The sequence below is a fragment of the Acidovorax temperans genome (assembly GCF_006716905.1).
Lineage (GTDB): Bacteria > Pseudomonadota > Gammaproteobacteria > Burkholderiales > Burkholderiaceae_C > Acidovorax > Acidovorax temperans.
Genome location: NZ_VFPV01000003.1, coordinates 592,214 through 617,081, shown reverse-complemented (window position 1 = coordinate 617,081; position 24,868 = coordinate 592,214). Strand labels below are relative to the sequence as shown.

The following is a 24,868-nucleotide window of genomic DNA, read 5'->3' as shown; positions in this document are numbered from 1 at the left end:
AACGAAGGAACCTAATCATGGAAATGCAAGCCAGCCGCACCCTGGCCGTGACCCAGCAACAAGCCTGGGAGGCGCTGAATGACCCTGAGGTTCTCAAGCTTTGCATCCCCGGCTGCGACAAGGTAGAGGCCAGTGGCGAAAATCAATACGCCGTGGCCATGGCGCTCAAGATCGGGCCGGTGTCTGCGAAGTTCGCGGGCAAGATCACGCTAGCCGACATCGTGCCGCCCGAGAGCTACACCATCGCGTTTGATGGTTCGGGCGGTGTGGCTGGTTTTGGTAAAGGCACCGCCCAGGTGCGGCTGGAACCCTTGCCTGCTGACGCGTCTGGCCTGCCGCTTTGCGAGTTGCATTACACGGTGCATGCCACCGTGGGCGGCAAGATCGCGCAGCTCGGCCAGCGGCTCATCGACGGGGCTGCCAAAACCATGGCAGAAGATTTTTTCAAACGTTTTGACAATGAAATGCAGCGCCGCTACCCCCGGGAGGTGGCCGACGAAGAAACCCAGGACACGGTGATGTCGCACGCCCCCACGCAGCCTATTGCGCTGCCAACCGATTCGCAAGCCTCGGGCGGCATGCCGGTGTGGGGCTGGATTGCTATCGGTGCGGCGGTATTGGCGGTGGTGGCGTGGTTAATGAGTTGAACAAGCCAGCGCTTGCAGTGAGGTAGGAGCATGGAAAATCTGGATGTGATGGTGCTGCGCACCCTGCTGGCTTGGCGCCAGGCGGGCCAGCGCGCTTTGCTGGCCACGGTGGTGCGCACCTGGGGGTCGTCGCCTCGGCCCGTCGGCTCCATCATGGCCCTGTGTGAAACGGGGGCGGTGGTGGGCTCTGTATCCGGCGGTTGCATTGAAGACGACTTGATCGACCGCCATACCCGCGCCTACGCGCAGGCCGCAGGGGCGGACCGTGGTCTGGCGCACGCCATACCCAGCGGGCCGCCCACCTTTGTGAAGTACGGAGTGACGGCCGACGAGGCCCACCGGTTTGGATTGCCCTGCGGCGGCACACTGGAGCTGCTGCTGGAATACGACCCCGACCCGCAGAGTCTGGCGGAATTGGTCGCTCAGCTGGAGTCTGGTCAGCTGGTGCAACGTACCGTGCTGCTCGCCGATGGGCGGGTCAGCCTGCAAGCGGCGGCGGTACCTGCCGAGCTGGTGGTGGATGCCGCGCAGCTCACCAACACCTTCGGCCCCGAGTACCGCATGCTGCTCATCGGAGCCGGGCAGTTGGCGGAATACCTGGCCACCATGGCGCTGTTCAGCGGGTTTGCCGTCACGGTGTGCGATCCGCGCGAAGAGTTTGTCGGCAGCTGGAACGTGCCGGGCGCCAAGCTGGTAAGAGACATGCCAGACGATGTGGTGGCCGCCTTCAAGCCCGACCGCCGCAGTTGCGTGGTAGCCCTCACGCACGACCCCAAGCTGGATGATCTGGCGCTGCTGGAAGCCTTGGCGTCAGAGGCGTTTTACATTGGTGGCATTGGCTCGCGGCGCAACAACGAGGCGCGCCGCGCCCGCATGATGGAGCACTTCGGGCAAACCGAGGCATCGCTGCAGCGACTGCGCGGCCCCATTGGGGTGTACATCGGCAGCAAGACACCCCCCGAGATTGCCGTCAGCGTGATGGCCGAGATTCTGGCGGTGAAAAACGGCGTGGCCCTGCCACAAGGCGTAGAGGTGGCGCGCGCCAAGAACGAGCGTGAACTGGCGCCCACCGGGCCGCTGGTGTGCGGCGTGTGAGGGCTCAGGCGCTCATCACCACAGGCCCGCCTTTGGCAATGCCGCGTTGGTAGGCCGGGCGGGCCTGCATGCGCTGCAGGTAGGCCTGCAGGTGAGGGCGGGGTTTGCCGGGGTTGGCCCGTGCAAGAGCCGCTTCCACCGCAAAGCTCATCTGAAAATCAGCCATGGTGATGTGTTCGCCCGCGAACCAATGGTGGGTGGCCAAGTGGTCTTCCATGAAGTCCAGGGCCGTGTCCACGTTGGGGTCGATCAGCTTGCTTTGCACGGTGGCACACAGCGCCTTGGCCACCGGCCGCACGAAGAACGGCATGGGCTGTTTGGGAATGCTGGCGAACACCAGCTTCATGACCAGCCAGTTCATCAGCGAACCTTCTGCGTAGTGCATCCAGAACCGGCATTGGCGGTGGGCTGGCGTGCCCACAGCAGGCGCGAGGTGGGCCAGCTCGCCCGTGGCCAGGGTGGCATGGGTTTCGACCAAGTATTCAATGATCGCACCTGATTCCGCCACCACGATCTGCCCGTCGGTGATGACTGGCGACTTGCCCAGCGGGTGGATCTGTTTGAGCTCAGGAGGCGCAAGCCGGGTGCGCTTGTCGCGTTGGTAGACCTTGAGCTGGTAGGGCAAGCCCAATTCTTCCAAGAGCCAAAGAATGCGCTGCGAGCGCGAGGTTTCAAGGTGGTGGACGGTGATCATGGCGCCATTTTGAACCGGTTTGCACGTCCCTGTTCATGCAGGCGTTTCGCACACCCATCGAGAGGTTGACCCAGTGACTCACGCGCCGCTGGGGCAAACCAACCAGCCGCCATGTGGCTGACGGCGGACTGCGTTCAGTTCAGCGTTGCAAGGCGCTGCCGCAAATCGCTCCAGCCGCTGGTGCAGGTGGCGGCATCAGCCACGGCTGCGGCATCCTCCAGCGCCCTGGCGACCAGGCTGTCTTGTGGCCTGCCCAGTGTGAGGAGCACGGTGGCGAGGCTGTGGGCCAGCCTGCGCAGAGCAGGCCAGTCGTGCGCTTGCGCTGCGGCGTCACCCGCTTGCACATCAGCGGCAAACTGCTTGAGACATGCCGCACGGTAGGTGGTGAAGAGTTGTGCGTCACCACCAAAATGGGTTGCAATGGCCAGTGTCTCGGCAGTGTTCGTGGCTGGGGCTGGTTTGGCAGCCGGGTTGGTGGGTGAGGGCTGCAGCGCTGCCGTTGCAGTATTGGTATCCGCCTCTGGCGACGCATGCAGGCCCAGTGCATCGCGCACGCAACTCTCCAGTTCTTGCGCGGCGATCGGCTTGGACAGAACTCTCCAAAGGTCCATTCCCTGCAACTGCTCCTTCACAGCAGTCGTCAGGCCAGCGCTGAAGACGGCCACCAGCGTGTCACCCCGCAGCTGCGGGTTTGCTGAAAGGCGTTGCACCAGAGAAATGCCCGACTCGCCCGGCAGCATCAAGTCCGTGATCACAAGCTGGATATTGCGCTGCTCCAGCAACGCCACTGCGGCAGGCACGCTGGTGCAGGTGAGCAGCTCAATGGGCAACTGATCCAGCGCCATCGCCACGAATCGCGTGATGGAGGTGTCGTCCTCCACCAGCAAGACACAGGGCGCTGCAGCGCTGGTCATGCGGTTGGGGTGGGCAGCGACTGTGCCAGTATGGCGGGCAGTTCTGCCACCAGTTGGGATTTATGGATCACTGTCACACCCTGCAATGCGAACGCGTAGGGCTCTCGCTGCTCTTGGTCCAGTGAGGTCACCACGATCAGCCGGCTGCGGGCAAATTGCGGGTGAGAGCGCAGGGTGGTGATCAGCGTGGCCCCGTCGATGCCCGGCAGCAGAATGTCCACGATCAGGATGTCGGGCTGAATCTGCCCATACATGGCCAAGCCAGTGATGCCATCACTGGCCGTGTGCAGAGCAGCGCCAGGGAAGTGCTGGTTCACCAGCAGGGTGACCAGGTTTTGAAAGTGGATGGAATCCTCAATCAACAAAATCTGCGGAGCACCACGGCCACGCGCTGGCGCGCCAGCACCAGCCGCACGGTCGCCACTGCCAGCAGGCTGCGCGGAGGCCTTGCCACCTGCGCCCGTGCGGGCATTGATCCACTGTTCTACAGAAGCTCTGGAGATGCGGCGGTGACCCCCGGGGGTCTTCCACGCTTCGAGCTCGTTGCGATCAACCATCAATTGCACCGACCGCACCGCAAGCCCGAGCATGCTGGCCACTTCCAAAGTGGTGTAGTGGTCTTGGACCAGCGACGGTGGTGGTGTTTTTTCAGATTTCATGAGTTGCGCATTTTCCTCTTTTTTCATAGCAGGGAGAAGAGCTTGCATTTGATACAAATGCTTGATATGATTTGATCATACGAAGCAACGGGACAATAACCACCTGAAGCGCCATGAGGCTAGGTTCACCATCTCTTTCAAGGGCGTGCCATGAAAAAAATCCTGATTGTTGAAGACCATGCTGACATTCGCAAATTATTGAAAATGACGCTGGAGTTCGATGACTTCGAAATCCATGAGGCTTCTACGGGTGACGCTGGGTTGGCACGGTGTCGTGAGATCTGCCCTGACATCGTGCTGCTGGACATCATGATGCCCGGCACCCTGAACGGTTTGGAAGTATGCCGCCAGATCAAGGCAGACCACGCCACACGGTTCACGAAAGTCGTCTTGCTGACAGCCCGTGTTCAGGCCAGTGACAAAGAGGCAGGTTTGGCCGCAGGGGCGGACGATTATTTGATGAAGCCTTTCAGCACATTGCAGGTGCTCGAAACCATCTACCGCATGGAAGCCGAGGCGTGAGCTTCACGGCCGCGCTACCGTGCCCAAGCTGCGAGGTAGAGCGGCTGCGCGCTCGATGGACCCGCCGCGTTTGAGCGGCTACTTCTGGGCGGAGGGGGTTGTCATGATTTTTCTCTCGAGGGCTTGCCCGCTGCTGGCGGTGCTTGGCATGCTGCTGCTTGGCTACGCCCACGCTCAGCCCGTTCTGGACAGAGTGCGCACGGCAAGGGCTCTGAAGGTGTGCATCTGGCCCGAATACTACGGTGTCACTTACCGCCACCCACGCACGCAAGAACTGAGCGGTATCGACATTGAGCTGGCCGCTGCGCTGGCTGCAGACTTGAACGTTCGCGTCGAATACGTGGACTCTTCGTTTCCAACGCTGGTCAGTGACCTTGTGGAGGATCGTTGCGATGTGGCGATGTTTGCCGTGGGCGTTACCGCGCAACGGGCGGAGAAATTGCGTTTCACCCAGCCTTATTTGCGCAGTGATATTTACGGCATCACGACCAAGAGCAACCAAGTTGTCCGCGAATGGTCGGATATTGACAAGCCAGGGGTGCTGGTTGCCGTTCAATCCGGCACCTTCATGGAGCCGGTGATGGAGCAGCGCCTCAAGCATGCCCAACTGGTGCGTGTGAAGTTGCCGGCGACGCGAGAGCGGGAACTGGTGGCTGGGCGTGTGGATGTGTTCATGACCGACTATCCCTACAGCCGGCGCTTGCTGGACAACGCAGACTGGGCGCGACTGATTGCACCCGCCGAGCCTTTTTCGGTGCTGCCTTATGCGTATGCGGTGAAACCGGGCGATGCTCAGTGGCTTGCGGTGGTGGATGAGTTCGTCTCGCGCATCAAGAAGGACGGCAGGTTGAACAATGCCGCCAGCAAGCAGGGGCTGGGGCCCATTGTGGTTCGTTGAACATGGCCAACACGCATGCAGCCGCTTCCATCAACGCCCCCACCTCGGAGCGTTGGTCCAGGGCCAGCACACTGGTGCTGGTGGGGGGCGCCGCTGCCACGCTGATCGCTGTGATCCTGGTGGCGCTGGTCACTGGCAATGCGTTTCGCCGTGCCATCGCTGAAGAGCAGTCTCACTCGATCTTGCTGGCCAGAGTGATTGAAGACCAGGTCACGCGCACGCTGGATTCCGGCGAAATGGCGCTGGATGCTCTGGCAATATCGCCAGCGCTGCGCGCTGATGTTCCTGATGCTGCGGCCATACAGGCGGCGCTGAATCAAACGCTGTCGGGCCTGCCTTTTTTGCGAACCATTGCGGTGGCTGATGCTCATGGCAATATTCTTGCAAGCACCAGTCCCTCTGAGGCAGGCATTCGCATCGATCTGGAGCGTTTGGGCCCCCGAAATGTCGGCGGCCGTGCAGTGCTGGGCCCCTTGGTCATGGGGAGGGGATTGGCTGCGATCCAGGTGGGCGCCCCTGCGGTGAAAGCACCGCCGGGCCTGGCGTTCATTCCTTTGTTGCGCCCTATGGCGAGCGAGGCGGGTCGCCCACTGTTTCTGGTGGGCTTGATCAACCCGGATGCGTTTTCCAACTTTCAGTATCTTGCGCTGGAAGGTGGCAGCTTTGAATCCATCGTGACCACTGATCGGGGCATGGTCTTGGCCGGGTCTCGCGATGGTGCTGCGCTCATGGGCACCAACGTCGGCGGTATCCCTGTATTCACCAGTTACCTGGCCTCCAAAGAGCACGAGCAGTACGTAGGGCGTGGTGTGCTGGGGGATCGGCAGCTCCTGGCATTCCGCGCCTCCAGCACCAAACCGCTGGTGGTGATCGTGGAGGAGTCGTACAGCGGTGTTGTCTGGCGTTGGTTGTCTGGCGCCAAGGCGCTTTTGGGCATTGGTGGTGCTATGGTCCTGCTGGTGGCTGGTTTGACCGTAGCCGTGTGGCGGGTGGTCAAGTTGCGTGAAGCAGCCCAAGTTGCTGCCAACAAAGCGCAGCAGCGCATTGCCCAGAGTGAGCGCGAGCTGAGCGTGCTGATGCGCAGCGTGCAGGAGCTGATCTTTCGTATCGATGCGCAGGGGGTGGTCACTTATGTGAACGATCACTGGGTAGCCTTCAGCGGCAGCCCGAGAGAGCAGGCCATCGGCAAGCGCCTGGAGGACATCGTGGATCCCTCCAGCCGCGATGATGTGCGCAAGGCGCTGGATCCGTTGGCACCTGCTGGGGTGCGTCACCTGCAGACCAAGGTTCGCCCGCGAAATGGCGGCGAAATGCATTTCGACGTGGCCTTGGTGTCCTTGCGGTCCGAAGGGCGGCTGGTCGGCTTTGTGGGCAGCGCTGTGAATGTGACCGAGCGCCGGGTGGCAGAACACCGCTTGCAGGCCCAGATCGCCTTCCAGAATTTGCTGCTGGACACCAATCCGCTGCCGATTTCTGTCGTTGACCTGCGTGGGGCGGTGGTTCAGGTCAATCGTGCCTGGGAGGAATACAAGGGTCTGGACCGAAGCTCGGTGGTCGGGCGGCTGCTGCCGGATCTGTTGCCCGCAGATGAAGCGCAGGTTGAGCGGCTGCACACCCGAGAATTGCTTGCCAAAGGCGGGCAGGCGTTCTTTGAAACCAAGGTGCTGCATGCCGATGGGACGCGTCGCGAGACCCGGGTGATCAAGGCCGCCATCACAGATGCGCAGGGCCAGGTGTCGGGCGTGCTGAGCATCTTCGTGGACGTGAGCGAGTTCCGCGAGGCCGAGCGTGCCACCCAGGAAGCCCGGCACGCAGCAGAGGAAGCATCGCGGGCCAAATCAGAGTTTGTGGCCAACATGAGCCACGAGTTGCGAACCCCCTTGCAGTCCATTCTTGGTTTTGCCGAGTTGGGCGCGCTGCGCGGGCGAGCCGAGCCGCGCTTGGCTGGGATGTTCGAAGACATCCATTCTGCCGGGCAGCGCATGCTGGCTTTGGTGAACGACTTGCTTGAGGTTTCCAAGCTGGAGAGCACGGTGGGCACTTTCCACCTGGAGCGCATTGATTTGCGGGGCCTGATCCAGCCGGTCGTGAAAGAGCTGGAGCCCTTGCTCGCGCGCAGCCAGCAAACCATGCACCTGCGGCTGTCAGAACTGCCACTGGTGGCGAAGGTGGACCCGCTGCGCCTGCAGCAGGTCATTCGCAATGTGGTCGCCAATGCCATCAAGTTTTCGCCCCCTGGCTCTTCCATCACGGTGGTGGGGCGCATGGACTCCCGAGGGCAGGTCCATCTGGAGGTGCATGACGAAGGCCCTGGTGTGCCCGAAGCTGAGTTGGAGCAGATCTTTGAAGCCTTCGTGCAGTCCAGCAAAACCAAAGATGGTTCAGGCGGCACCGGGTTGGGGTTGGCTATCTGCCGCAAGATCATCGAAGCCATGGGAGGCCAGATATTTGCGCGCAACCTCACGCCCAAAGGGGCCGCGTTCCACATCGTGTTGCCAGCACGCGGTTTTGCAGAGACCCAGCCGGCTTCTTTGTGAGTGCATCCGCGGCACGGTGAGTGCAACAGTGAGTGGGGACGAAAAAAAAGCCAACCGATTGGTTGGCTTCTGTTTTTGGGTGACCCTGCTTGAGGTCACCACAGGCTTTAGCCGCCCTTCTTGGAGCGCTTGCCGGGGTTCTTCTTGCTGCGGGTAGCAACGCCACGTTCCAGGCTCACGCGCTGGCCACGACCGGGGGTTTGCAGTGTGTTGCCTGGCAGGGGCTGTGGACGGGGTGTGCGCTTGCGGTCTGCTTCGGTAACGATCTTGTTGCCCATGGAACTTCTCTGGAAAAAGTGGTGGAAAAGCTGCTATTAGGCCATAGGTTGGCGTGGTTGCCAAAAAATGGGGTGTAGGTCACAGCGGCAGCGCCGCCATGACATCGCTTTGAGACCCCACCTTTCGCACTTCGGATGCGCTGGGCTGCTAAGGCAAACAGCCCGCGTCAGACCGTTGGCTCGAATGTGTAGCCGTTACCTGTCGCGGTCATCCGGCCAAACGCCGGGAAGGGGAAGTGGAACCCGCCCACGAGCGATTTGCTGGAAGTCACCCGCGCAAAGACCTCACGACGCACCTTGCGTGCGGCCTCTGCGTCCATATCGAAAGTCACAGCCCAGTCGGGGTTGCGTGCAAAGAGAGTAGGCACGTTGGTCAGGTCAGCCAGGTAGAAGAAGCTCTGTCCTGCAGAGGTCACTTCAAACAAAGTGTGCCCTGGGGTGTGCCCGTAAGCGGCCACCGAGCGGATGCCCGGCACCACCTCGGCACCTGCTGCGAACTGCACCAGCATGTCAGGCCCCATGGCGCTGAAGGTGCGGCGGGCATTTTCAAAGGCTCCTTTTTGTCCGGCGGGGGCTGCTGCCATTTTGGCGTCGTCCATCCAGAACGCGTACTCGGCTGCGGGCACCATCACCTTGGCTTTGGCAAAGGCCAGTTCGCCCGCCTTGTTGCGCAGGCCGTTGATGTGGTCGCCGTGGAAGTGGCTGATGAGCACGGTGTCGATGTCGGAGGCGGGCACACCTGCAGCACGCAGGTTTTCCAGCAGCTTGCCTACGTTGGGGCCGCCAAACTCACCCAGGCCGGTGTCGATCAGCACCTTGCGTCCGCCAGCAATCACTACGAACGGGGTGAACGGCACGTCGATGTAGTCTGTGGGCAGGCCTTGCGAGGTGAGCAGGGCTTTCACTTCTGCGAGCGGGGCGTTCTTCACGAATTCTTCGCCCAGCGGCCGGCGCGCAGTTCCGTCCAGCACCGAGATGATTTCGACGTCACCCATCTTGGTGCGGCGAAACCCCGGAGATGGCAAGGTGGGCGTACCCAGATTGGGCGCGCTTTGGGCCCACACGGGAACGAAAGAGCCAGCAGCGTAGGCGCAGAGCCCTGCACCAGCACCCAGGAATTGACGGCGTTTCAGCATTGTTACTCTCCGGTCATTGATTAAACTAATAAGTATTCCAATGTAACGCCAGAGTTTGCTGCGTGCATACTGCGGGCTTTTTCCCTGAAGGGCTTGGGGTTTTGGGTCGTCATCGCGCACCCAAAACGCCCCGCAGATGGGCTACTCCAGGCCGAATTCGGCGCGCAACGCCTCGCAAAACTGTGCGTGGCCGCTCAAGGTCAGGGTCACCGTCAGTCTTGGTGGTGCTGCCGTTTCAAACTGGCGCGCAACCCCCCCGGTCGCTGGGTCGAAATGCAGGGCCACGGGTGTGCTCACCTCCTGCACCCCTCGCAGGTCGTACTGCCAATCGCCGCCATCTTCCAAGGGGCTGGGGCCTTCCGGAAACTGCTCATGACACCACTGCAACACCTGGGTGATCTCATGTTGCAGGCGTGCCCACTGCGCTTCCGTCACACAGGCCATCGCATCAAACGTGCCTGTGCCTTCGTCGTCTTCGCTGTAATCAAAATCAAGGTAGTCCAGGGTCATGGGGCGTAGGTGTGAGAGGGTTGTGATCAGAGCGCATTGTCCGGTCTGTGCAGCAGTCGCCGTGCACAATGTCTGCCGCCACCCACTACCTTTTTTGTTCGCAACGCCATGTCTCCTAAGCCCACTTTGATGTCTGTCGATGCGCTGGATTTTGGTTATCCCCAGTGCAACGTTTTTCAGGGCTTCAGCCTTCGTTGTAATGCGGGATTGGTCCTGTTGTGCGGCGATGAAAGCACGGGCAAAACAACGTTGCTGCGTTTGCTTGCGGGTGAGCTGGCGGCGCAAAAAGGGCGCGTGGCAGTGGGTGGCGTGGATGCTGTGCAGGAGCCAGAGCGCTACAGCGCCCAGGTTTTTTGGATGGACCCGCGCTCGGATGCACTGAACACCACTACCGCCCAGGCTTGGCTGGATGCGCAAGCCGCCAAGTATTCGCGCTGGGATGCGAACGCTTTGGCGGTGCACGTTGCAGGCTTTGCGTTGGCAGAGCATTTGGCCAAGCCTTTTCATGCGCTGTCCACCGGCACTCGTCGCAAGGTGTGCATGGCTGCTGCATTGGCCAGCGGGGCGCCGCTGACGCTGATTGATGACCCCATCGCCGGGTTGGACAAGCCTTCGGTGACGTATCTGACCCAGGCGCTGAACACCTGTGCGGACGAGCCCGAGCGCGTCGTGGTGGTTGCCCACCATGCGCCTTTGCCCGGAGTGCGGTGGGCACACAGGGTGGATTTGGCTGGCGTCGGCAGATAGGCGAGTGCCACGTTGCAGGGCCAGTCAGGTCGGCGTGCGGTAACGAATGCCCATGTCTGTACAAGACCGGTAAAGCCTGGGTAAATCCCGCGCCGCTCCAGTGCTGGTGGCCGAGCCGTGGCTACCATACGGCCTCCGTTACCGCATTGCTCCGGCACGCCTGGCCACGCTTTTTTCCATGCCCGCTCCTCTTTTCATGTCTTCCTGGTCTGCCGTGCGCCAACAGGGCCGCGTGCGGTGGTGGTTCGTGTCATTGGTGTTGCTGGCGGCCGCTGCGGCCGGGGCCTGGTGGTGGAAGCAGCAGGCGCCCGCGGCCGCATCTGCGGGCGCCGCGCGTGCCCCCGGCCGGTTCAGTGGGGCGGGGGCTGCCCAGCCGGTGTCGGTGGGGGTGGTGCAGCGCCAGGATCTACGCGTGATGGTCAGCGCCATCGGCACCATGAGCGCGCGTGCCACGGCCGTGGTGCGGGCCAAGGCCAGCGGTGAGCTGTTGTCCATCAAGTTCAAGGAAGGTGATGAGGTCAAGGCCGGGCAATTGCTGGCTGAAATTGATCCCCGCAGTTACCAGGCCACGCTGACCCAGGCCCAGGGCAACCTGCAGCGCGACCAGGCCCAACTCAAAAATGCCCAGCTCGATCTGCAGCGCTACCAAGACCTGCTCGCCAAGGATTCGATCGCAGCCCAGCAGGTAGACACCCAAAAAGCTTTGGTCCGCCAATTGGAAGGCACGGTAGCCGCCGACCAGGCCCAGGTCGATGCCGCCAAGCTGCAGCTGAGCTACACCCGCATCACCGCACCCATCAGTGGGCGCCTGGGCTTGCGCCAGGCCGATGTGGGCAATGTGGTGGGCCCATCGGACGCCGCAGGCATCGTCACCATCACCCAGGTGCGGCCCATCGATGCCGTGTTTTCGGTGCCCGAGGCACAGCTGGTTGCCATCAACCAGCGCCTTCAATGTGGTGCCAGCTTGCCGGTCGAGCTGTGGGACCGTGAGCAAAAGCAGCGCCTCGCCCGCGGGCGGCTGGGTGCGGTGGACAACGCTATCGACGCCACCACCGGCACCATCAAAGCCAAGGCAGCCTTTGCCAATGAAGAAGGCGCTCTCTTTCCCAACCAGTTCGTCAACGTGAAGCTGCAGGTCAACCTGCTCAAGGACGTGCTCACGGTGCCCAGCACGGCGGTGCAGAACAACTACGTGTATCTGGTGCGCCCCGACGGCACCGTGACCCAGCGGCGCATTCGTGTGGGTGTGGTGGACGGCGACCGCGTGAGCGTGGAGGGCGAATTGCAGGATGGTGACCAGGTGGTGACTGATGGCATCGACCGCCTGCGCGAAGGCGCCAAGGTGGCCGTGATTGACAGCGGCGCTGCCACTCGCGCGGATGCTGCCGCCCAGGACGCAGGTGCCCGCCGTGCAGCTTTGATGGCGAGCCTGACCCCGCAAGAGCGTGAACAGGTGGCCAAGATGACGCAGGAAGAGCGGCGGGCGTTCTTCCGCAACCGGCGCGCGCAGGCTCCTCAAGGCGCAGCTTCCGCCCCAGCTTCTGGCGCGTCTGCTGCGGTGGCTTCCACGCAGGCGGCCTCTGCGGCAGCATCGCCAGGGTCTGCCCCCGTGCGCTGAGCGATAGCGCTTCTCCACCCAGCGCTTTCCGCGTCGCACCTCGCAGGCCCCGTTGCCGTACCCGCCATGAATTTGTCCCGCATCTTCATTCTGCGCCCCATCGCCACCTCGCTGTTGATGGTGGCGCTGCTCATCGCGGGCTTGCTGGCTTACCGGCTGCTGCCCATCTCGGCTTTGCCTGAGGTGGACTACCCCACCATTCAGGTCACCACGCTGTACCCCGGCGCCAGCCCCGATGTGATGACCTCCAACGTCACCGCCCCGCTGGAGCGCCAGTTTGGCCAGATGCCGGGTTTGTCGCAAATGTCGTCTACCAGCTCGGGCGGGGCCTCGGTCATCACGCTGCGGTTTGCGCTGGATATGTCGATGGACGTGGCCGAGCAGCAGGTGCAGGCGGCCATCAACGCCGGCAGCAACCTGCTGCCCAGCGACCTGCCCATGCCGCCCATCTACAGCAAGGTCAATCCGGCCGATGCGCCTGTGCTCACGCTGGCCATCACCTCGCCCTCGTTGCCCGTCATTCGCCTCAATGATCTGGTGGAAAACCGCCTCGCGCCCAAGCTCTCGCAGGTCAACGGCGTGGGCTTGGTGGCCATTGCGGGCGGGCGCCGCCCGGCGGTGCGCATCCAGGCCAACCCCACCGCGCTGGCCAACCTGGGTCTCACGCTGGAGGACGTGCGCAGCGCCATCGCAGCGGCCAACGTCAAGCAGGCCAAGGGTGGCTTTGACGGGCCCGCGCGCGCCTCCACCATCGACGCCAATGACCAGCTCCAGTCCGCGCAGGAATACCGTGACCTGATCCTCGCGTTCAAAAACGGCAACCCCATCCGCCTGCGCGATGTGGCGCAAACCGTGGACGACGCCGAAAACACCCGCCTGGCCGCCTGGGCGGGCACGCCAGAGACGGGCTCGAAGTCGGGCGTCATTCTCAACATCCGCCGCCAGCCCGGTGCCAACGTCATTGAGACGGTCGATCGCATCAAGGCCCTGCTGCCCCAATTGCAAAGCACGTTGCCCGCGTCGATGGACGTGAAGGTGCTCACCGACCGGACCACCACCATCCGCGCCTCGGTCAAAGATATGCAGACCGAGCTGGCCCTGGCCATTGGCTTGGTGGTGGCGGTGATTTTTGTGTTCTTGCGCAGCGCCTCGGCCACGCTCATCCCCAGCTTTGCGGTGCCGCTGTCGCTGGTGGGCACGTTTGGCGTGATGTACCTGGCGGGTTTTTCCATCAACAACCTCACGCTGATGGCGCTGACCATTTCCACCGGCTTTGTGGTGGACGACGCCATCGTGATGATCGAGAACATCGCCCGCTACGTGGAAGAGGGCGAGCCACCGATGCAGGCGGCGCTCAAGGGGGCCAAGCAGATCGGCTTCACCATCATCTCGCTCACCATCTCGCTCATTGCGGTGCTGATTCCGCTGCTGTTCATGGGCGATGTGGTGGGGCGCCTGTTCCATGAATTTGCCATCACCATGGCGGTGGCCATTTTGCTGTCGGCGGTGGTGTCGCTCACGCTCACGCCCATGCTGTGCGCCCGCCTGCTGCGCCACACACCCGAAGAAAGCCACGGCCGCCTGTACCAGGCCACGGGCCGGTTTTTTGACCGCACCATTGACCACTATGGCAGAGCGCTGCACTGGGTGCTGAACCGCCAGGGCCTGACCTGGCTGGTGTTTGGCGCCACGCTGGTGCTGACGGTGGTGCTCTATCTGGTGGTGCCCAAGGGGTTCTTTCCAGTGCAAGACACCGGCACGCTGCAGGCCACCACCGAGGCCGACCAGTCCATCTCGTTCGCCGCCATGGCCGAGCGCCAGCAGCAACTGGCCGAGCGCATCCTGCAAGACCCGGCGGTAAAAAGCGTGTCTTCCTTCATCGGGGTGGACGGGGCCAACACCACGCTCAACACCGGCCGCCTGCTCATTGACCTCAAGCCCCATGCCGAGCGCGACCGCGCCCCCGTGGTGCTGCGCCGCCTGGCCGATGAGACGCGGGACATCGTGGGCATTCGCCTCTATGCCCAGCCGGTGCAAGACCTCACCATTGAAGACCGTGTGGCGCGCACGCAATACCAGTTGCTGCTTTCGTCGCCCGACATGGCGCAGCTGCAGACCAGCACGGCCGACCTGGTGCAGCGCATGCGCGCCCTGCCGCAACTGGCCGATGTGGCCAGCGACCTGCAAAACCAGGGCCTGCAGGCCTTTGTGCAGATTGACCGCGCCCAGGCCAGCCGCCTGGGCGTGACGGTGGCAGGCATCGACACCGCGCTGTACAACGCTTTTGGCCAGCGGCTCATCTCCACCATCTTCACCCAGTCCAACCAGTACCGCGTGGTGCTGGAGGTGGCGCCCCAGTTCAAGCTGGGGCCGGAGGCTTTGAACAGCATCTACGTCACTTCGAGCGCTGGCAAGCCGGTGGCTTTGTCATCGGTGGCGCGCATTGAAGAGCGCCCGATGCCCCTGGCTGTGAACCACGTGGGCCAGTTGCCTGGCGCCACCATCTCGTTCAACACCGCACCGGGCGTGTCGCTGGGCGATGCCGTCAAGGCCATCCAGGCCGAGCAGGCGGCGGCGCGTGCGGCGGGCTTGCTGCCGTTGTCGGTAGACACGAACTTCCAGGGCGCGGCGCTGGCGTTTCAGGCCTCGCTGTCGAACACGTTGCTGCTCATTTTGGCGGCGGTGGTCACCATGTACATCGTGCTGGGGGTGCTGTACGAGAGCACGATCCATCCGGTCACCATCCTCTCGACCTTGCCCTCGGCGGGTGTGGGGGCGCTGCTGGCGTTGTGGATGGCGGGGCTGGACGTGGACATCGTGGCGGTGATCGGCATCGTGCTCTTGATCGGCATCGTCAAGAAGAACGCCATCATGATGATCGACTTTGCGTTGGAGGCTCAGCGCGACCAGGGGTTGCCTGCGCGGGAAGCGATTTACCAAGCCTGTTTGCTGCGGTTTCGGCCGATTTTGATGACGACGCTGGCGGCTTTGCTCGGTGCGTTGCCATTGATGTTGGGTGGGGGGGTGGGCAGTGAGTTGCGGCATCCGCTGGGGGTGACGATGGTGGGGGGGCTGATCGTGAGCCAGTTGCTCACGTTGTTTACGACGCCGGTGATTTATTTGACGTTTGAGGGGTGGGCTGAGAGGTGGCGGGCGCGCAGGGGGGCTGTGTGATGGGTGCTCCTGTTTTGGTAGCTGGTTGCGCTTTGTTGGTGAGCGCTGGAGGCCGTTTTGGCTTCATGCCTCTGCAATGGGCGGGAGCCGGGATTTCGCCCCGGCGGGCGAGGTACTTTTCTTTGCTTCGCCAAAGAAAAGTACCCAAAAGAAAGGCGACCCCACTGTCTGCGTCCCTGCGCTTCGCTTCGGGCAACCTGCGGTGCTCGCGTCCAGCGGGGTCTCGCTCGAACTCGCTGCGCTGCGCTTCGCTCAGACAATCGCGAGCCCTGATCCGCTGGCCGCTGCGCTCCTCGGCGCATACAGAGGGGATGGGGGAGCCAAACAGCCAAACCGCCCCTCGGGCCATTGCTTCGCTCGGCCCTTTGTTGTGGGCGCAAGCGCCTTGCGCAGGGCGTAGCCTTTTTGGGGTCGAGCGCAGCGACGACCCGAATGGCTGTTTGGCTGTTCACCCCCTGCTGGCTGCGCCTGCGGCGGGGCGGTTGTGGGGTGGCATGGGCGCCCGTGCGCCCATGCTTCGTGATCTGACTCGCCGTGGCTGTCCGAGCGGCGCTGCGCAGCAGCAAAGCGAGTTCCACGGCGCACCCCGCAACCGCCCCGGCGCAGGTTTGCCCCTTCGCACCGCGAAGGGGTCGCAGACTGGGGGTCGCCTTTCTTTTGGGTACTTTTCTTTGGCGAAGCAAAGAAAAGTGCCTCGCCCGCCGGGGCGAACACCCGGCTCCCGCCCTTGGCAAAGGCATGCAGCCAAAAGAATGGCGACAAATCAAGACACTATCAAATTAGTAGCTGCAAGCGCTTATCTAGTAAGCGCTAGAGCTATAAAACACATCAAAACCCAGAGGCCTGTTCCATGAGCCTCTCCACCCCCTTCATCCACCGCCCCATCGCCACCATGCTCCTCACCCTGGGCCTGGCCCTGGTGGGCGCGGTGTCGTACTTCCTCCTGCCTGTCGCCCCACTGCCGCAGGTCGATTACCCCACCATCTCCGTCAGCGCCAGCCTGCCTGGCGCCAGCCCCGACACTGTGGCCGCCACCGTCGCCACCCCGCTGGAACGGGCGCTGGGCTCCATTGCCGGGGTCAACGAAATCACCTCGCGCTCCATCCTGGGCAGCACCAGCATCACCCTGCAGTTTGATCTGAGCCGCGACGTGGACAGCGCCGCGCGCGATGTGCAGGCGGCCATCAATGCGGCGCGTTCGCTGTTGCCTACAGGCATGCCCAGCAACCCGACCTACCGCAAGGTCAACCCGGCGGATTCGCCCATCATGATCCTGGCGCTCACGTCCAGCTCGCTCACGCGGGGGCAGATGTACGACGCGGCTTCCACCGTGCTGGCGCAAAAGCTCTCGCAGGTCGAAGGGGTGGGGCAGGCCTCCGTCAGCGGCGGGGCGCTGCCTGCGGTGCGCGTGTCGCTCGACCCGGTGCGGCTGGCGGCCAATGGCGTGTCGCTGGAGCAGGTGCGCAGCGCCATCAGCACGACCAACGCCAACCGCCCGCTGGGCGCGGTAGAGCGTGAAGACCACTACTGGCAAATTGCGGCCAACGACCAGGCCCGCGTGGCAGCCGACTACGCGCCGCTGGTGCTGCGCTGGAAGGACGGCAACGCCATTCGCCTCTCAGACGTGGCTGAGGTCACCGACTCGGTGCAGGATGTGCGCAACTTTGGTGTGGCCAACGGCAAGCCTGCCATCTTGCTACAGGTGTTCAAGCAGCCGGGGGCCAACATCCTCGAAGCCGTGGACCGGGTGCGTTCCCTGCTGCCGCAATTGCAGGCGTCCATCCCGGCGGCCATCGACATTGAAATCGTGTCAGACCGCACACCCACGCTGCGCGCTTCGGTCAAAGAGGTGGAGAACGCGCTCGTCATCGCTGTGGCGCTGGTGATCCTGGTGGTGTTTCTGTTCCTGCGCAACGGGCGCGCCACGCTCATCCCGGCGGTGGCGGTTCCGGTGTCGCTGGCGGGCACCTTTGGGGTGATGTACCTGGCGGGCTACACGCTCGACAACCTCTCGCTCATGGCGCTGACCATTGCCACCGGCTTTGTGGTGGACGATGCCATCGTGGTGCTCGAAAACATCATGCGCCACATGGAGCGGGGCAAGTCGGCGCTGCAGGCGTCATTGGATGGCGCACGCGAGATCGGCTTCACCGTCGTCTCCATGAGCATCTCGCTCATCGCCGTGTTCGTGCCCATTTTGTTCATGGGCGGCATCGTGGGCCGGTTCTTTCGCGAATTTGCCATCGTCATGTCGGCGGCCATTCTGGTGTCGCTGGTGGTCTCGCTCACCACCACACCCATGATGTGCGCGGCCTTGCTCAAGCACCCTGCGCCTGCGCAGGCGGCGCCGCGCACGCTCTGGTGGGCGCGGTTTTCGCGGTGGGTGGATGGCTGGCAGACCCGTGGTTTGCGGGCTTACCGCCACAGCCTGGCCTGGTGCCTGCGCCACCAGCCCGTGGTGTTGCTGGTGCTGGCCGGTGTGGTGGGGCTCAATGTGTACCTCTATACCGCCATCGACAAGGGCTTCATGCCCGAGCAGGACACGGGCCGCATCTCCGGCTTCATCCGGGCCGACCAGGCCACCTCGTACCAGGCCATGGAGCAGCGTCTGCAGCGCTTTTTGGCCATCGTGCAGGCCGACCCGGCGGTGGAATATGTCACCGGCACCACCGGCGGCTGGCAACGCAATGCGGCGGCGATGTTCATGACGCTCAAGCGCGGGCCGGGGCAGGAGTCGTCTGAGGCGGTCATCGCACGGCTGCGCGAGCAACTCAAGAACGAGCCGGGCGCGCGCCTGTTCATGTCGCCGCAGCGTGACATCCGCATTGGTGGGCGGCAAAGTGGCGCGTCTTTCGACTTCACGCTGCAGGCCGACGATATTGCCGAGCTGCGCACCTGGGAGCCGCGCATCCGCCAGGCGCTTTCGCAACTGCCCGAGCTGGAAGACGTGAACAGCGACGTGGCCGACTACGGCTTGCAGACCACGCTGGTGATTGACCGCGACGCCGCCACCCGCCTGGGCCTCACCATGGCGCAGATCGACGCCACGCTGAATGACGCCTTTGGGCAGCGCCAGGTGGGCGTCATCTACAACCCCCTCAACCAGTACCGCGTGGTGATGGAAGCCGCGCCGCAATACCTGCAAAGCCCCGAGACGCTGCGCGGCTTTTTCTTTGTGAACAACGTGGGCCAGCAGGTGCCGCTCACCGCGTTTGCGCGCATCACCACCGCCAACACGCCGCTGTCCGTCAACCACGAGCGCGGCACACCCGCCAGCACCATCAGCTTCAGCCTGGCGCCGGGCGTGTCGCTGTCGCAGGCGGCCGATGCCGTGAACAACGCCGTGGCCGAACTGGGCGTGCCCGTGGGCATTCGCGGCAGCTTCAGCGGCACGGCGGGGGCATTCCAGTCGGCTCTGGCGGGGCAGCCGCTGCTCATCCTGGCGGCCATCATCACCATCTACCTGGTGCTGGGCATCTTGTATGAAAACCTGGTGCACCCCATCACCATCCTCTCCACACTGCCTTCGGCCGGGGTGGGGGCGCTGCTGGCGCTGATGTGGTTCAAAACTGAGTTCTCGCTGATCGCGCTCATCGGCGTCATCCTGCTGATCGGCATCGTCAAAAAGAACGCGATCATGATGATCGACTTCGCCCTGGCGCGGCAGCGCGATGGCTACGCCACGGCGGCCCAATCCATCTACCGCGCCTGCAGCCTTCGCTTGCGCCCCATCCTCATGACCACCATGGCCGCCATTTTTGGTGCGCTGCCTCTGGCGCTGAACCGTGCGGACGGGGCCGAGCTGCGCCAACCCCTGGGCATTGCCGTGGTGGGTGGGTTGCTGGTGAGCCAGCTGCTCACGCTCTACACCACGCCCGTGGTTTATGTCGCGCTGGACCGCTTGCGCCAGCGTGTGCTGCGCGCTTTGCGCCGCCAGCGGGGGCGTGCGCCCCAGGCCGCTCATGGCCCCGTGGCCCCAGCGCTCGAAGGAAACGACTGATGTCTGCCATGCCACTATCCCTTGCGTTGACGATCCGTTCTTGTCGGCCTGCCACTCTGCGCCTGCTGCCCGCCTTGCTGGTAGCTGCCGGGTTGGTGGCATGCAGCACCCCGCCGGTGTACGAACGCCCCGCACAGCCCGTGCCCGCCCATTACAAGCAAGCCTTGGCCGCCACGGCGGGGGGTGTTTGGCAGCCTGCGCAGGCGGGCCAAATCGCCGCTGAAGCCCCCGCCGCGTGGTGGACGCTGTACGGCGATGCCACGCTCAACGCCCTGCAAGAGCAGGCCGCCAGCGGCAACCAGAACATCGCGTTGTCTCTGGCCCGCCTGCGCGCGGCCCAGGCAGTCGTGGCCAGCAGCCGCGCCAGCCTGGGACCCACGCTGGGCACCACAGCCAGCGCTTCGCGCGCACGCAGCGGCAGCCAGGCGGCAGACGGCAGCAGCAATACGCGCACCAGCAGCAGTTATTCGCTGGGCCTGAACGCGAGCTGGGAGCTGGATCTGTGGGGCCGCCTTGCTGGCACAGTGGATGCTGCCCAGGCCACCGCCCAGGCCAGTGCGGACGACCTGGCCGCTGCCCGCCTGTCGGTGCAGGCCAGCGTGGCGCAAACCTTTTTTTCGCTGCGTGCGGCAGAGGCCAACGCGCAAATTCTGCGCGAGACGCTGCAGGCCTACGAGCGCAGCTGGGAGCTGACGCGCAACCGCCAGCAAGCGGGCGTGGCCTCGGTGGCCGATGTGGCGCAGGCCGAATCGCAATACAAGTCCACCCAGGTGCAATTGCTGGAGGCAGAAACCACCCGCACCCAGCTGGAAAACGCCCTGGCTGCGCTGCTGGGCCAGGCCCCCGCCAGCTTCAGCCTGCCCGCCACGGGCACGCTGCCCCAGCCCCCGGTGGTGCCCGCCCAGCTGCCATCGCAACTGCTGGAGCGCCGCCCCGATATTGCCGCTGCCGAGCGCCGGGTGGCCGCCGCCAACGCGCAAATCGGCGTGGCCCAGGCCGCATTTTTCCCAGCGCTCACGCTGTCGGGCACGGCGGGGTACCGGGGCTCGGAGCTGTCCAACCTGTTCAATGCCCCCAACCTGTTCTGGTCGCTGGGGCCGCAACTGGCGCTGTCGCTGTTCGATGGCGGTGCCCGCACGGCTGCGGTGGAATCGGCCCGCGCCGCCAACGAACAAGCCGCCGCCACCTACCGCCAAACGGTGCTCACGGCCCTGCAAGAGGTGGAAGACAACCTGACCGCCGCCACCGCCCTGGCGCAAGAGCAGCAACTGCAAACCGAAGCCCTGGCCGCCGCCCAGCGTGCGCTGGAGGTGGTGAGCAACCAGTACCGCGCGGGCACGGTGGGGTATCTCAATGTCATCACCGCGCAGGCCACGGTGCTGTCAGCCCAGCGCAGCCTGATCGATGTGCGCAGCCGTAGGCTGGCGGCGGTGAATACGCTGCTGAAGAACGTGGCGGGGCGGTGGGAGGTGGAGGGCGGGTGACACGGGGGGCTTGCGCTGCAGACTGCTGAGTCTGCAGGGCAAGCGCTGTCAGCCACCGGCCCCCTTCACAACACCAAAAACGCCGCCGCCGCCATGGCCGTAGGCCCCAGCGCTCCCAGCAGCAGCCCGCCGGCCCCAATCGTCTGGTCGGCAAAGCCGTTCTTCAGCAGCGCCACACCCGCAGGGTTGGGCGCGTTGGCAATCACGGTGAGGCCGCCGCCTGCCACAGCCCCAGCCACCAGCGCGTATTGGGCGGCGGGTGAGATGCCTTCAATGAGCGAGCCCAGGTAGGTGAGTGCGGCGTTGTCCGTGATGGCGGTGAGGCCCAGGGCGCCTGCGAACAGGGCCAGGGGCTCCAGCCCCGCGACGATGGGTTGCAGCCACCATTGCTGCATGCCGCCCAGCACCACCAGCCCCGCCAGGAAGAAGCCCACCAGCAGTGCCTCTTTGAGGATGAGCGGGCTCTGGTGGCGTGCATAGGCCTGCGTGTAGCCCAGGAACATCAAAAAGATGCCCAAAAACACCACCGGGTGGTGCGCGAACAGCACCACGCCCGCCAGCAGCGCAATGTGCGTTGCGGCCACGGCGGCGGGCACAGGGCGCTGGTCAGCCGCTTCTTGCCCTGCCTGCAGGGCTTCGGCGCTGGGCAGGTGGCGGCGCAGGGCCAGCGCACATGCCGTGGCGTTTACCAGCACGGCCAGCGCGGCCTTCCAGCCAAAGGTGGTGAGCATGAAGGCGCTGTCCCAGCCCCAGGTGGCGGCCACCATCAGCACAGGGGGCGCGGCATACGAGGTGAGCGTGCCGCCGATGGACACATTGACGAACAGCACGCCCAGCGCCAGGTACTTGAGCCGCTCTGGCACACCTGCACGGAAGATTTGCGGGGCCAGCATGAGAGCGGCAATGGTCATGGCGGCGGGTTCGGTGATGAGCGAGCCGAGCAGCGGCACAGCCGCCAGCCCCAGCCAGGCAGTTGCCAGCGGGGTGGGTACGGGCGCCAGCTTGGCAAGGGTGTGGACGATGGCCACCACCGTGCGCAGCACTGGGCGCGATGCGGCAATGACCATGACCACGAAGACGAACAGAGGCTCGGTGTAGTTGCGCGATTCAGCGTATTGCAGGGCCTGCGGGCCGCCCACGGCCAGCGCCATGGCCACGATGAGCACCATGGCCCAGAAGCCAAAGACCACCTCGACCTCGCCCAGCAGGTGAAACAGCCCGGCGTGGCGTGGGTAGCGGTGCGAGAGCCGCTCGAAGAATTTGACGGAAAAGGTGTGCAGCAGCGCCACGCCAAAAAGGGCAGCGGCAATCCATTGGATGAGGGGTGTGTTCATGCAGGCCAGCGGTCGTAGAAAAGCCGCGTGGCGGCCCGACCATCGCTGTACCTGTTGCGCCGATTTGCGCAGACACCCGGCGCGCATTTTAACCGCCAGGACTTGCGCAGCTGCGTAGGAGAAGGGCGCCCGTGGTGCCCGGCACCGCTACATCGCCTTGAACAGGTGTGCGTAAAGGCGGCTCACGGCCAGGCGCTCGGGGCGCCCGTGCAGGTTCAGGTGTAGCTTGCCCAATTCGTCGCGCACCACGGTGGCGATGGCGCTGGCGCGCACCAGGGTGCTGCGGTGTACTTGCCAGAATTCCTGCGGGTCCAGCTGGTCTGCCAGCTCTTTGAGCGGGGTACGGATGAGGTATTCGGCACTTGCCGTGAGCACGCGGACGTATTTGTCTGCGGCCTCAAAGTACAGCACGTCGCCCACGGGCACCATGTGGATCTGGTTGCCGTGGCTGGCCTGGATGACGGTGAGGCGTGGGGGCTGTGCCTGGCTGCGACGTGCCCACCGAGCCCAGGGCGGTGGCCAGCACGGCGGCGGTGAGGTGGATGGCAACAGCGGGGCTGAGGTTCGACAAGGCAGGCAGGGCGGTGGTCATGGCGTTCATCTGTGCGGCATGGCTGGGATGGACGTGACTGTGCCGCTGTCCCCCCGCCGCCACCACCGGTTTGCGACGAACTGCACGGTGGTGGCGCGAAATGCAGGCGGCTTACCGCGAGGTGCAGTCCGCTTTGGGCGAGGTGCGCAGGTGCTGCATCGCCTGCGAGTAGAGACTGTGCCAAACCAAGATGCGGCGCGACGATAATTTGCGCTTTAGCTGGCCCGTGGGGCCTGAAGGAATTGCGCGTGGATATCGTTTTGCTGGTCAAGGCCGCCATCATGGGCGTGGTGGAGGGATTGACCGAGTTTCTTCCCATCTCGTCCACCGGCCATTTGATTCTGGCGGGGTCGCTGCTGGGTTTTGACGATGCCAAGGCCAAGGTGTTCGATATTGCCATCCAGACCGGTGCCATCTTTGCCGTCATCCTGGTGTATTGGCAAAAGATTCGCGCCACGCTGGTGGCCCTGCCCACTGAACGGCAGGCCCAGCGTTTTGGGCTGAATGTGTTCATCGGTTTTGTGCCCGCCGTGTTGCTGGGCCTGCTGTTTGGCAAGGCCATCAAGGCGCACTTGTTCACGCCGGTGGTGGTGGCCACCACGTTCATCGTCGGCGGTTTCATCATCCTGTGGGCAGAGCGCCGCGCGCCTGTGGCCACGCGCATTGAATCGGTGGACGACATGGGCCCGCTGGATGCACTCAAGGTCGGCTTGGTGCAGTGCCTGGCCATGGTGCCGGGCACCAGCCGCAGTGGTGCCACCATCATCGGGGGCATGCTGCTGGGGTTGTCGCGCAAGGCGGCCACCGACTTCTCCTTCTTCCTGGCGATTCCCACGCTGATTGGTGCGGGGGTGTACAGCCTCTACAAAGAGCGAGCGCTGCTCTCCTTGGCCGATGCGCCGATGTTCCTCACCGGGCTGGTGTTCTCGTTCATCAGCGCCTGGCTGTGTGTACGCTGGCTGCTGCGCTACATCAGTACGCACAGTTTTGTGGTGTTTGCCTATTACCGCATCGTGTTTGGTGTGGTGGTGCTGGCAACGGCGTGGTTGGGGTGGGTGCAATGGGCCGAATGAACATGCTGCGAGATGGGGTGGCGGTGACAGCCGCCTTGGTTTGCAGCGCCACAGGCTCAGCTTTGGCCGAGGATGTCGGCAGTCAGGCGACTTCCTCAACCTCTGCGGCCCAAGGGCTGGAAGCAGCGTCCACACCGGCGCCTGGCGCTCTTGACGAGTCGGGGGCTGTGGTCACAGAGGCGGCGGCCTCAGCCCCCAAACCCCGTGTCAACTACGTGCTCGGCGCCATCGTCAGCTCAAGCCCCGACTACGCGGGCGGTGCCGAGCGCTCTTACGGCCTGCGGCCTGCCTGGGCGCTCGAGTACGGGCGCTTTCGCCTCAGCTCCTCGCGCGGCAATGCCTTGATGGGACACGGGCTGACCGCGCAATCAGAGTCAGGCGCCAGTGCGATGCTGGCGCAGAGCGAACGGTTTTCCCTGCGCGCTTCATTGCGCATAGACCAGGGCGATGACGGCTCGGACTCTCCACGCCGCCGGGGCTTGCCCGAAGTGCGCTCCACCTTGCGGGCGCGGCTCAGCACCGGCTATGCCCTGACCCCACGCTGGTCGGTGGGCGCCGGGGTTTCGCAAGACATTCTGGGGCGTGACGGTGGCGCCCTGATGTCGCTCAACCTGGGCTACAGCTTTCCCTATTCACAGCAAACGCGGGTGTCGTTTGGTCTGGGGGCAGGCTTTGCCGACCGGCAGTACCTGCGCAGCCATTTCGGCGTGCCCGCAGGTTCGGCCAGCCCGCTGCCTGCGTTCGACCCGAAAGCCGGGCTTTACTCGGTGGATGCTGGTGTGGATGTGATGGTGGCCCTGAGCCGCCATTGGGTGGCGGTGGGCGGGGTGAGCGTGTCGCAGTTGCAGGGCGATGCGCGGCGCAGCCCGCTCACGGTGAAACCCCTGGGGTATTCGGCCTCGGTGGGGCTGGCATACCGCTGCTGCCGTTGAGGTGTGCGGGCATGGCCGGACACC

The 24,868-nt window shown here is 64.1% G+C and carries 19 protein-coding genes and 1 pseudogene; 12 read left to right on the top strand and 8 right to left on the bottom strand.

From position 1 onward, the window contains the following. Window positions 1-17 precede the first annotated feature (17 nt). Window positions 18-647 carry an SRPBCC family protein gene (locus BDD18_RS17740; protein WP_066696860.1) on the top strand — a complete coding sequence of 210 codons (630 nt, stop codon included), beginning with the start codon at window positions 18-20 and terminating at the stop codon, window positions 645-647. A gap of 30 nt (window positions 648-677) precedes the next feature. Beyond that, window positions 678-1,742 carry an XdhC family protein gene (locus tag BDD18_RS17735; RefSeq protein WP_142084804.1) on the top strand — a complete coding sequence of 355 codons (1,065 nt, stop codon included), beginning with the start codon at window positions 678-680 and terminating at the stop codon, window positions 1,740-1,742. Between the two features lie 4 nt (window positions 1,743-1,746). Here BDD18_RS17735 and BDD18_RS17730 read toward each other — a convergent pair whose 3' ends face one another. The 3 genes from BDD18_RS17730 to BDD18_RS17720 all read right to left on the bottom strand — a co-directional run bounded on the left by BDD18_RS17730 (window position 1,747) and on the right by BDD18_RS17720 (window position 4,009). Further along, a complete protein-coding gene (locus BDD18_RS17730; RefSeq protein ID WP_044398267.1) occupies window positions 1,747-2,436 on the bottom strand; it encodes a glutathione S-transferase family protein in 690 nt (229 codons plus the stop codon). A 134-nt stretch (window positions 2,437-2,570) separates the two neighbouring features. Beyond that, window positions 2,571-3,350 (bottom strand): response regulator, encoded by a 780-nt coding sequence (locus BDD18_RS17725; RefSeq protein WP_142084802.1) that lies wholly within the window; start codon window positions 3,348-3,350, stop codon window positions 2,571-2,573. Continuing rightward, complete coding sequence (locus tag BDD18_RS17720; protein ID WP_142084800.1) at window positions 3,347-4,009, bottom strand: response regulator; 663 nt, start codon at window positions 4,007-4,009, stop codon at window positions 3,347-3,349. Before BDD18_RS17720 ends, BDD18_RS17725 begins: the two co-directional genes overlap by 4 nt. 150 nt (window positions 4,010-4,159) lie before the next feature. On the opposite strand from BDD18_RS17720, the gene BDD18_RS17715 reads away from it, so the two are divergent. From BDD18_RS17715 to BDD18_RS17705, 3 genes are all read left to right on the top strand, one after another. Then, entirely contained in the window at window positions 4,160-4,531 is a 372-nt protein-coding gene (locus BDD18_RS17715; RefSeq protein ID WP_066788917.1) for a response regulator transcription factor, read from the top strand. 103 nt (window positions 4,532-4,634) lie between these two features. Further along, window positions 4,635-5,429 carry an ABC transporter substrate-binding protein gene (locus tag BDD18_RS17710; RefSeq protein ID WP_066788919.1) on the top strand — a complete coding sequence of 265 codons (795 nt, stop codon included), beginning with the start codon at window positions 4,635-4,637 and terminating at the stop codon, window positions 5,427-5,429. A gap of 2 nt (window positions 5,430-5,431) precedes the next feature. After that, window positions 5,432-7,966 (top strand): sensor histidine kinase, encoded by a 2,535-nt coding sequence (locus BDD18_RS17705; RefSeq protein ID WP_142084797.1) that lies wholly within the window; start codon window positions 5,432-5,434, stop codon window positions 7,964-7,966. Between the two features lie 107 nt (window positions 7,967-8,073). On the opposite strand, the gene BDD18_RS22165 is transcribed toward BDD18_RS17705, so the two are convergent. From BDD18_RS22165 to BDD18_RS17695, 3 genes are all read right to left on the bottom strand, one after another. Continuing rightward, window positions 8,074-8,244: a hypothetical protein gene (locus BDD18_RS22165; RefSeq protein WP_167336958.1), complete on the bottom strand. Its 171-nt coding sequence runs from the start codon at window positions 8,242-8,244 to the stop codon at window positions 8,074-8,076. A 167-nt stretch (window positions 8,245-8,411) separates the two neighbouring features. Continuing rightward, window positions 8,412-9,380, bottom strand: coding sequence for an MBL fold metallo-hydrolase (locus BDD18_RS17700; RefSeq protein WP_142084794.1), 969 nt, complete (start codon window positions 9,378-9,380; stop codon window positions 8,412-8,414). Between the two features lie 141 nt (window positions 9,381-9,521). Further along, on the bottom strand, window positions 9,522-9,890 hold the full coding sequence (locus BDD18_RS17695) for a hypothetical protein (protein ID WP_142084792.1): 369 nt from the start codon (window positions 9,888-9,890) through the stop codon (window positions 9,522-9,524). 108 nt (window positions 9,891-9,998) lie between these two features. Here BDD18_RS17695 and BDD18_RS17690 point away from each other — a divergent pair, with 108 nt between their 5' ends. The 5 genes from BDD18_RS17690 to BDD18_RS17660 all read left to right on the top strand — a co-directional run bounded on the left by BDD18_RS17690 (window position 9,999) and on the right by BDD18_RS17660 (window position 20,913). Further along, the gene (locus BDD18_RS17690) at window positions 9,999-10,637 is read left to right on the top strand and encodes an ABC transporter ATP-binding protein (protein ID WP_142084789.1); all 639 of its coding nucleotides are present in this window, start codon (window positions 9,999-10,001) and stop codon (window positions 10,635-10,637) included. Between the two features lie 178 nt (window positions 10,638-10,815). Next, window positions 10,816-12,255 (top strand): MdtA/MuxA family multidrug efflux RND transporter periplasmic adaptor subunit, encoded by a 1,440-nt coding sequence (locus tag BDD18_RS17685; RefSeq protein WP_142084787.1) that lies wholly within the window; start codon window positions 10,816-10,818, stop codon window positions 12,253-12,255. Window positions 12,256-12,321: 66 nt separating this feature from the next. Next, window positions 12,322-15,429 (top strand): MdtB/MuxB family multidrug efflux RND transporter permease subunit, encoded by a 3,108-nt coding sequence (locus BDD18_RS17680; protein WP_142084784.1) that lies wholly within the window; start codon window positions 12,322-12,324, stop codon window positions 15,427-15,429. An 850-nt stretch (window positions 15,430-16,279) separates the two neighbouring features. Beyond that, complete coding sequence (locus BDD18_RS17665; RefSeq protein WP_142084775.1) at window positions 16,280-19,429, top strand: efflux RND transporter permease subunit; 3,150 nt, start codon at window positions 16,280-16,282, stop codon at window positions 19,427-19,429. An 8-nt stretch (window positions 19,430-19,437) separates the two neighbouring features. Further along, window positions 19,438-20,913 carry an efflux transporter outer membrane subunit gene (locus tag BDD18_RS17660; RefSeq protein ID WP_142084773.1) on the top strand — a complete coding sequence of 492 codons (1,476 nt, stop codon included), beginning with the start codon at window positions 19,438-19,440 and terminating at the stop codon, window positions 20,911-20,913. A 65-nt stretch (window positions 20,914-20,978) separates the two neighbouring features. Here BDD18_RS17660 and BDD18_RS17655 read toward each other — a convergent pair whose 3' ends face one another. Further along, window positions 20,979-22,247 (bottom strand): putative Na+/H+ antiporter, encoded by a 1,269-nt coding sequence (locus BDD18_RS17655; protein WP_142084770.1) that lies wholly within the window; start codon window positions 22,245-22,247, stop codon window positions 20,979-20,981. Between the two features lie 147 nt (window positions 22,248-22,394). Further along, window positions 22,395-22,718, bottom strand: a pseudogene (locus BDD18_RS17650) (LytTR family DNA-binding domain-containing protein); the annotation flags it as partial. A 369-nt stretch (window positions 22,719-23,087) separates the two neighbouring features. Between BDD18_RS17650 and BDD18_RS17645 the strand changes: the two are divergent. Further along, the gene (locus BDD18_RS17645) at window positions 23,088-23,912 is read left to right on the top strand and encodes an undecaprenyl-diphosphate phosphatase (protein WP_142084767.1); all 825 of its coding nucleotides are present in this window, start codon (window positions 23,088-23,090) and stop codon (window positions 23,910-23,912) included. After that, entirely contained in the window at window positions 23,909-24,844 is a 936-nt protein-coding gene (locus BDD18_RS17640) for a MipA/OmpV family protein (protein WP_244939133.1), read from the top strand. The genes BDD18_RS17645 and BDD18_RS17640 overlap by 4 nt, the downstream gene beginning before the upstream one ends. Window positions 24,845-24,868: the final 24 nt, after the last annotated feature.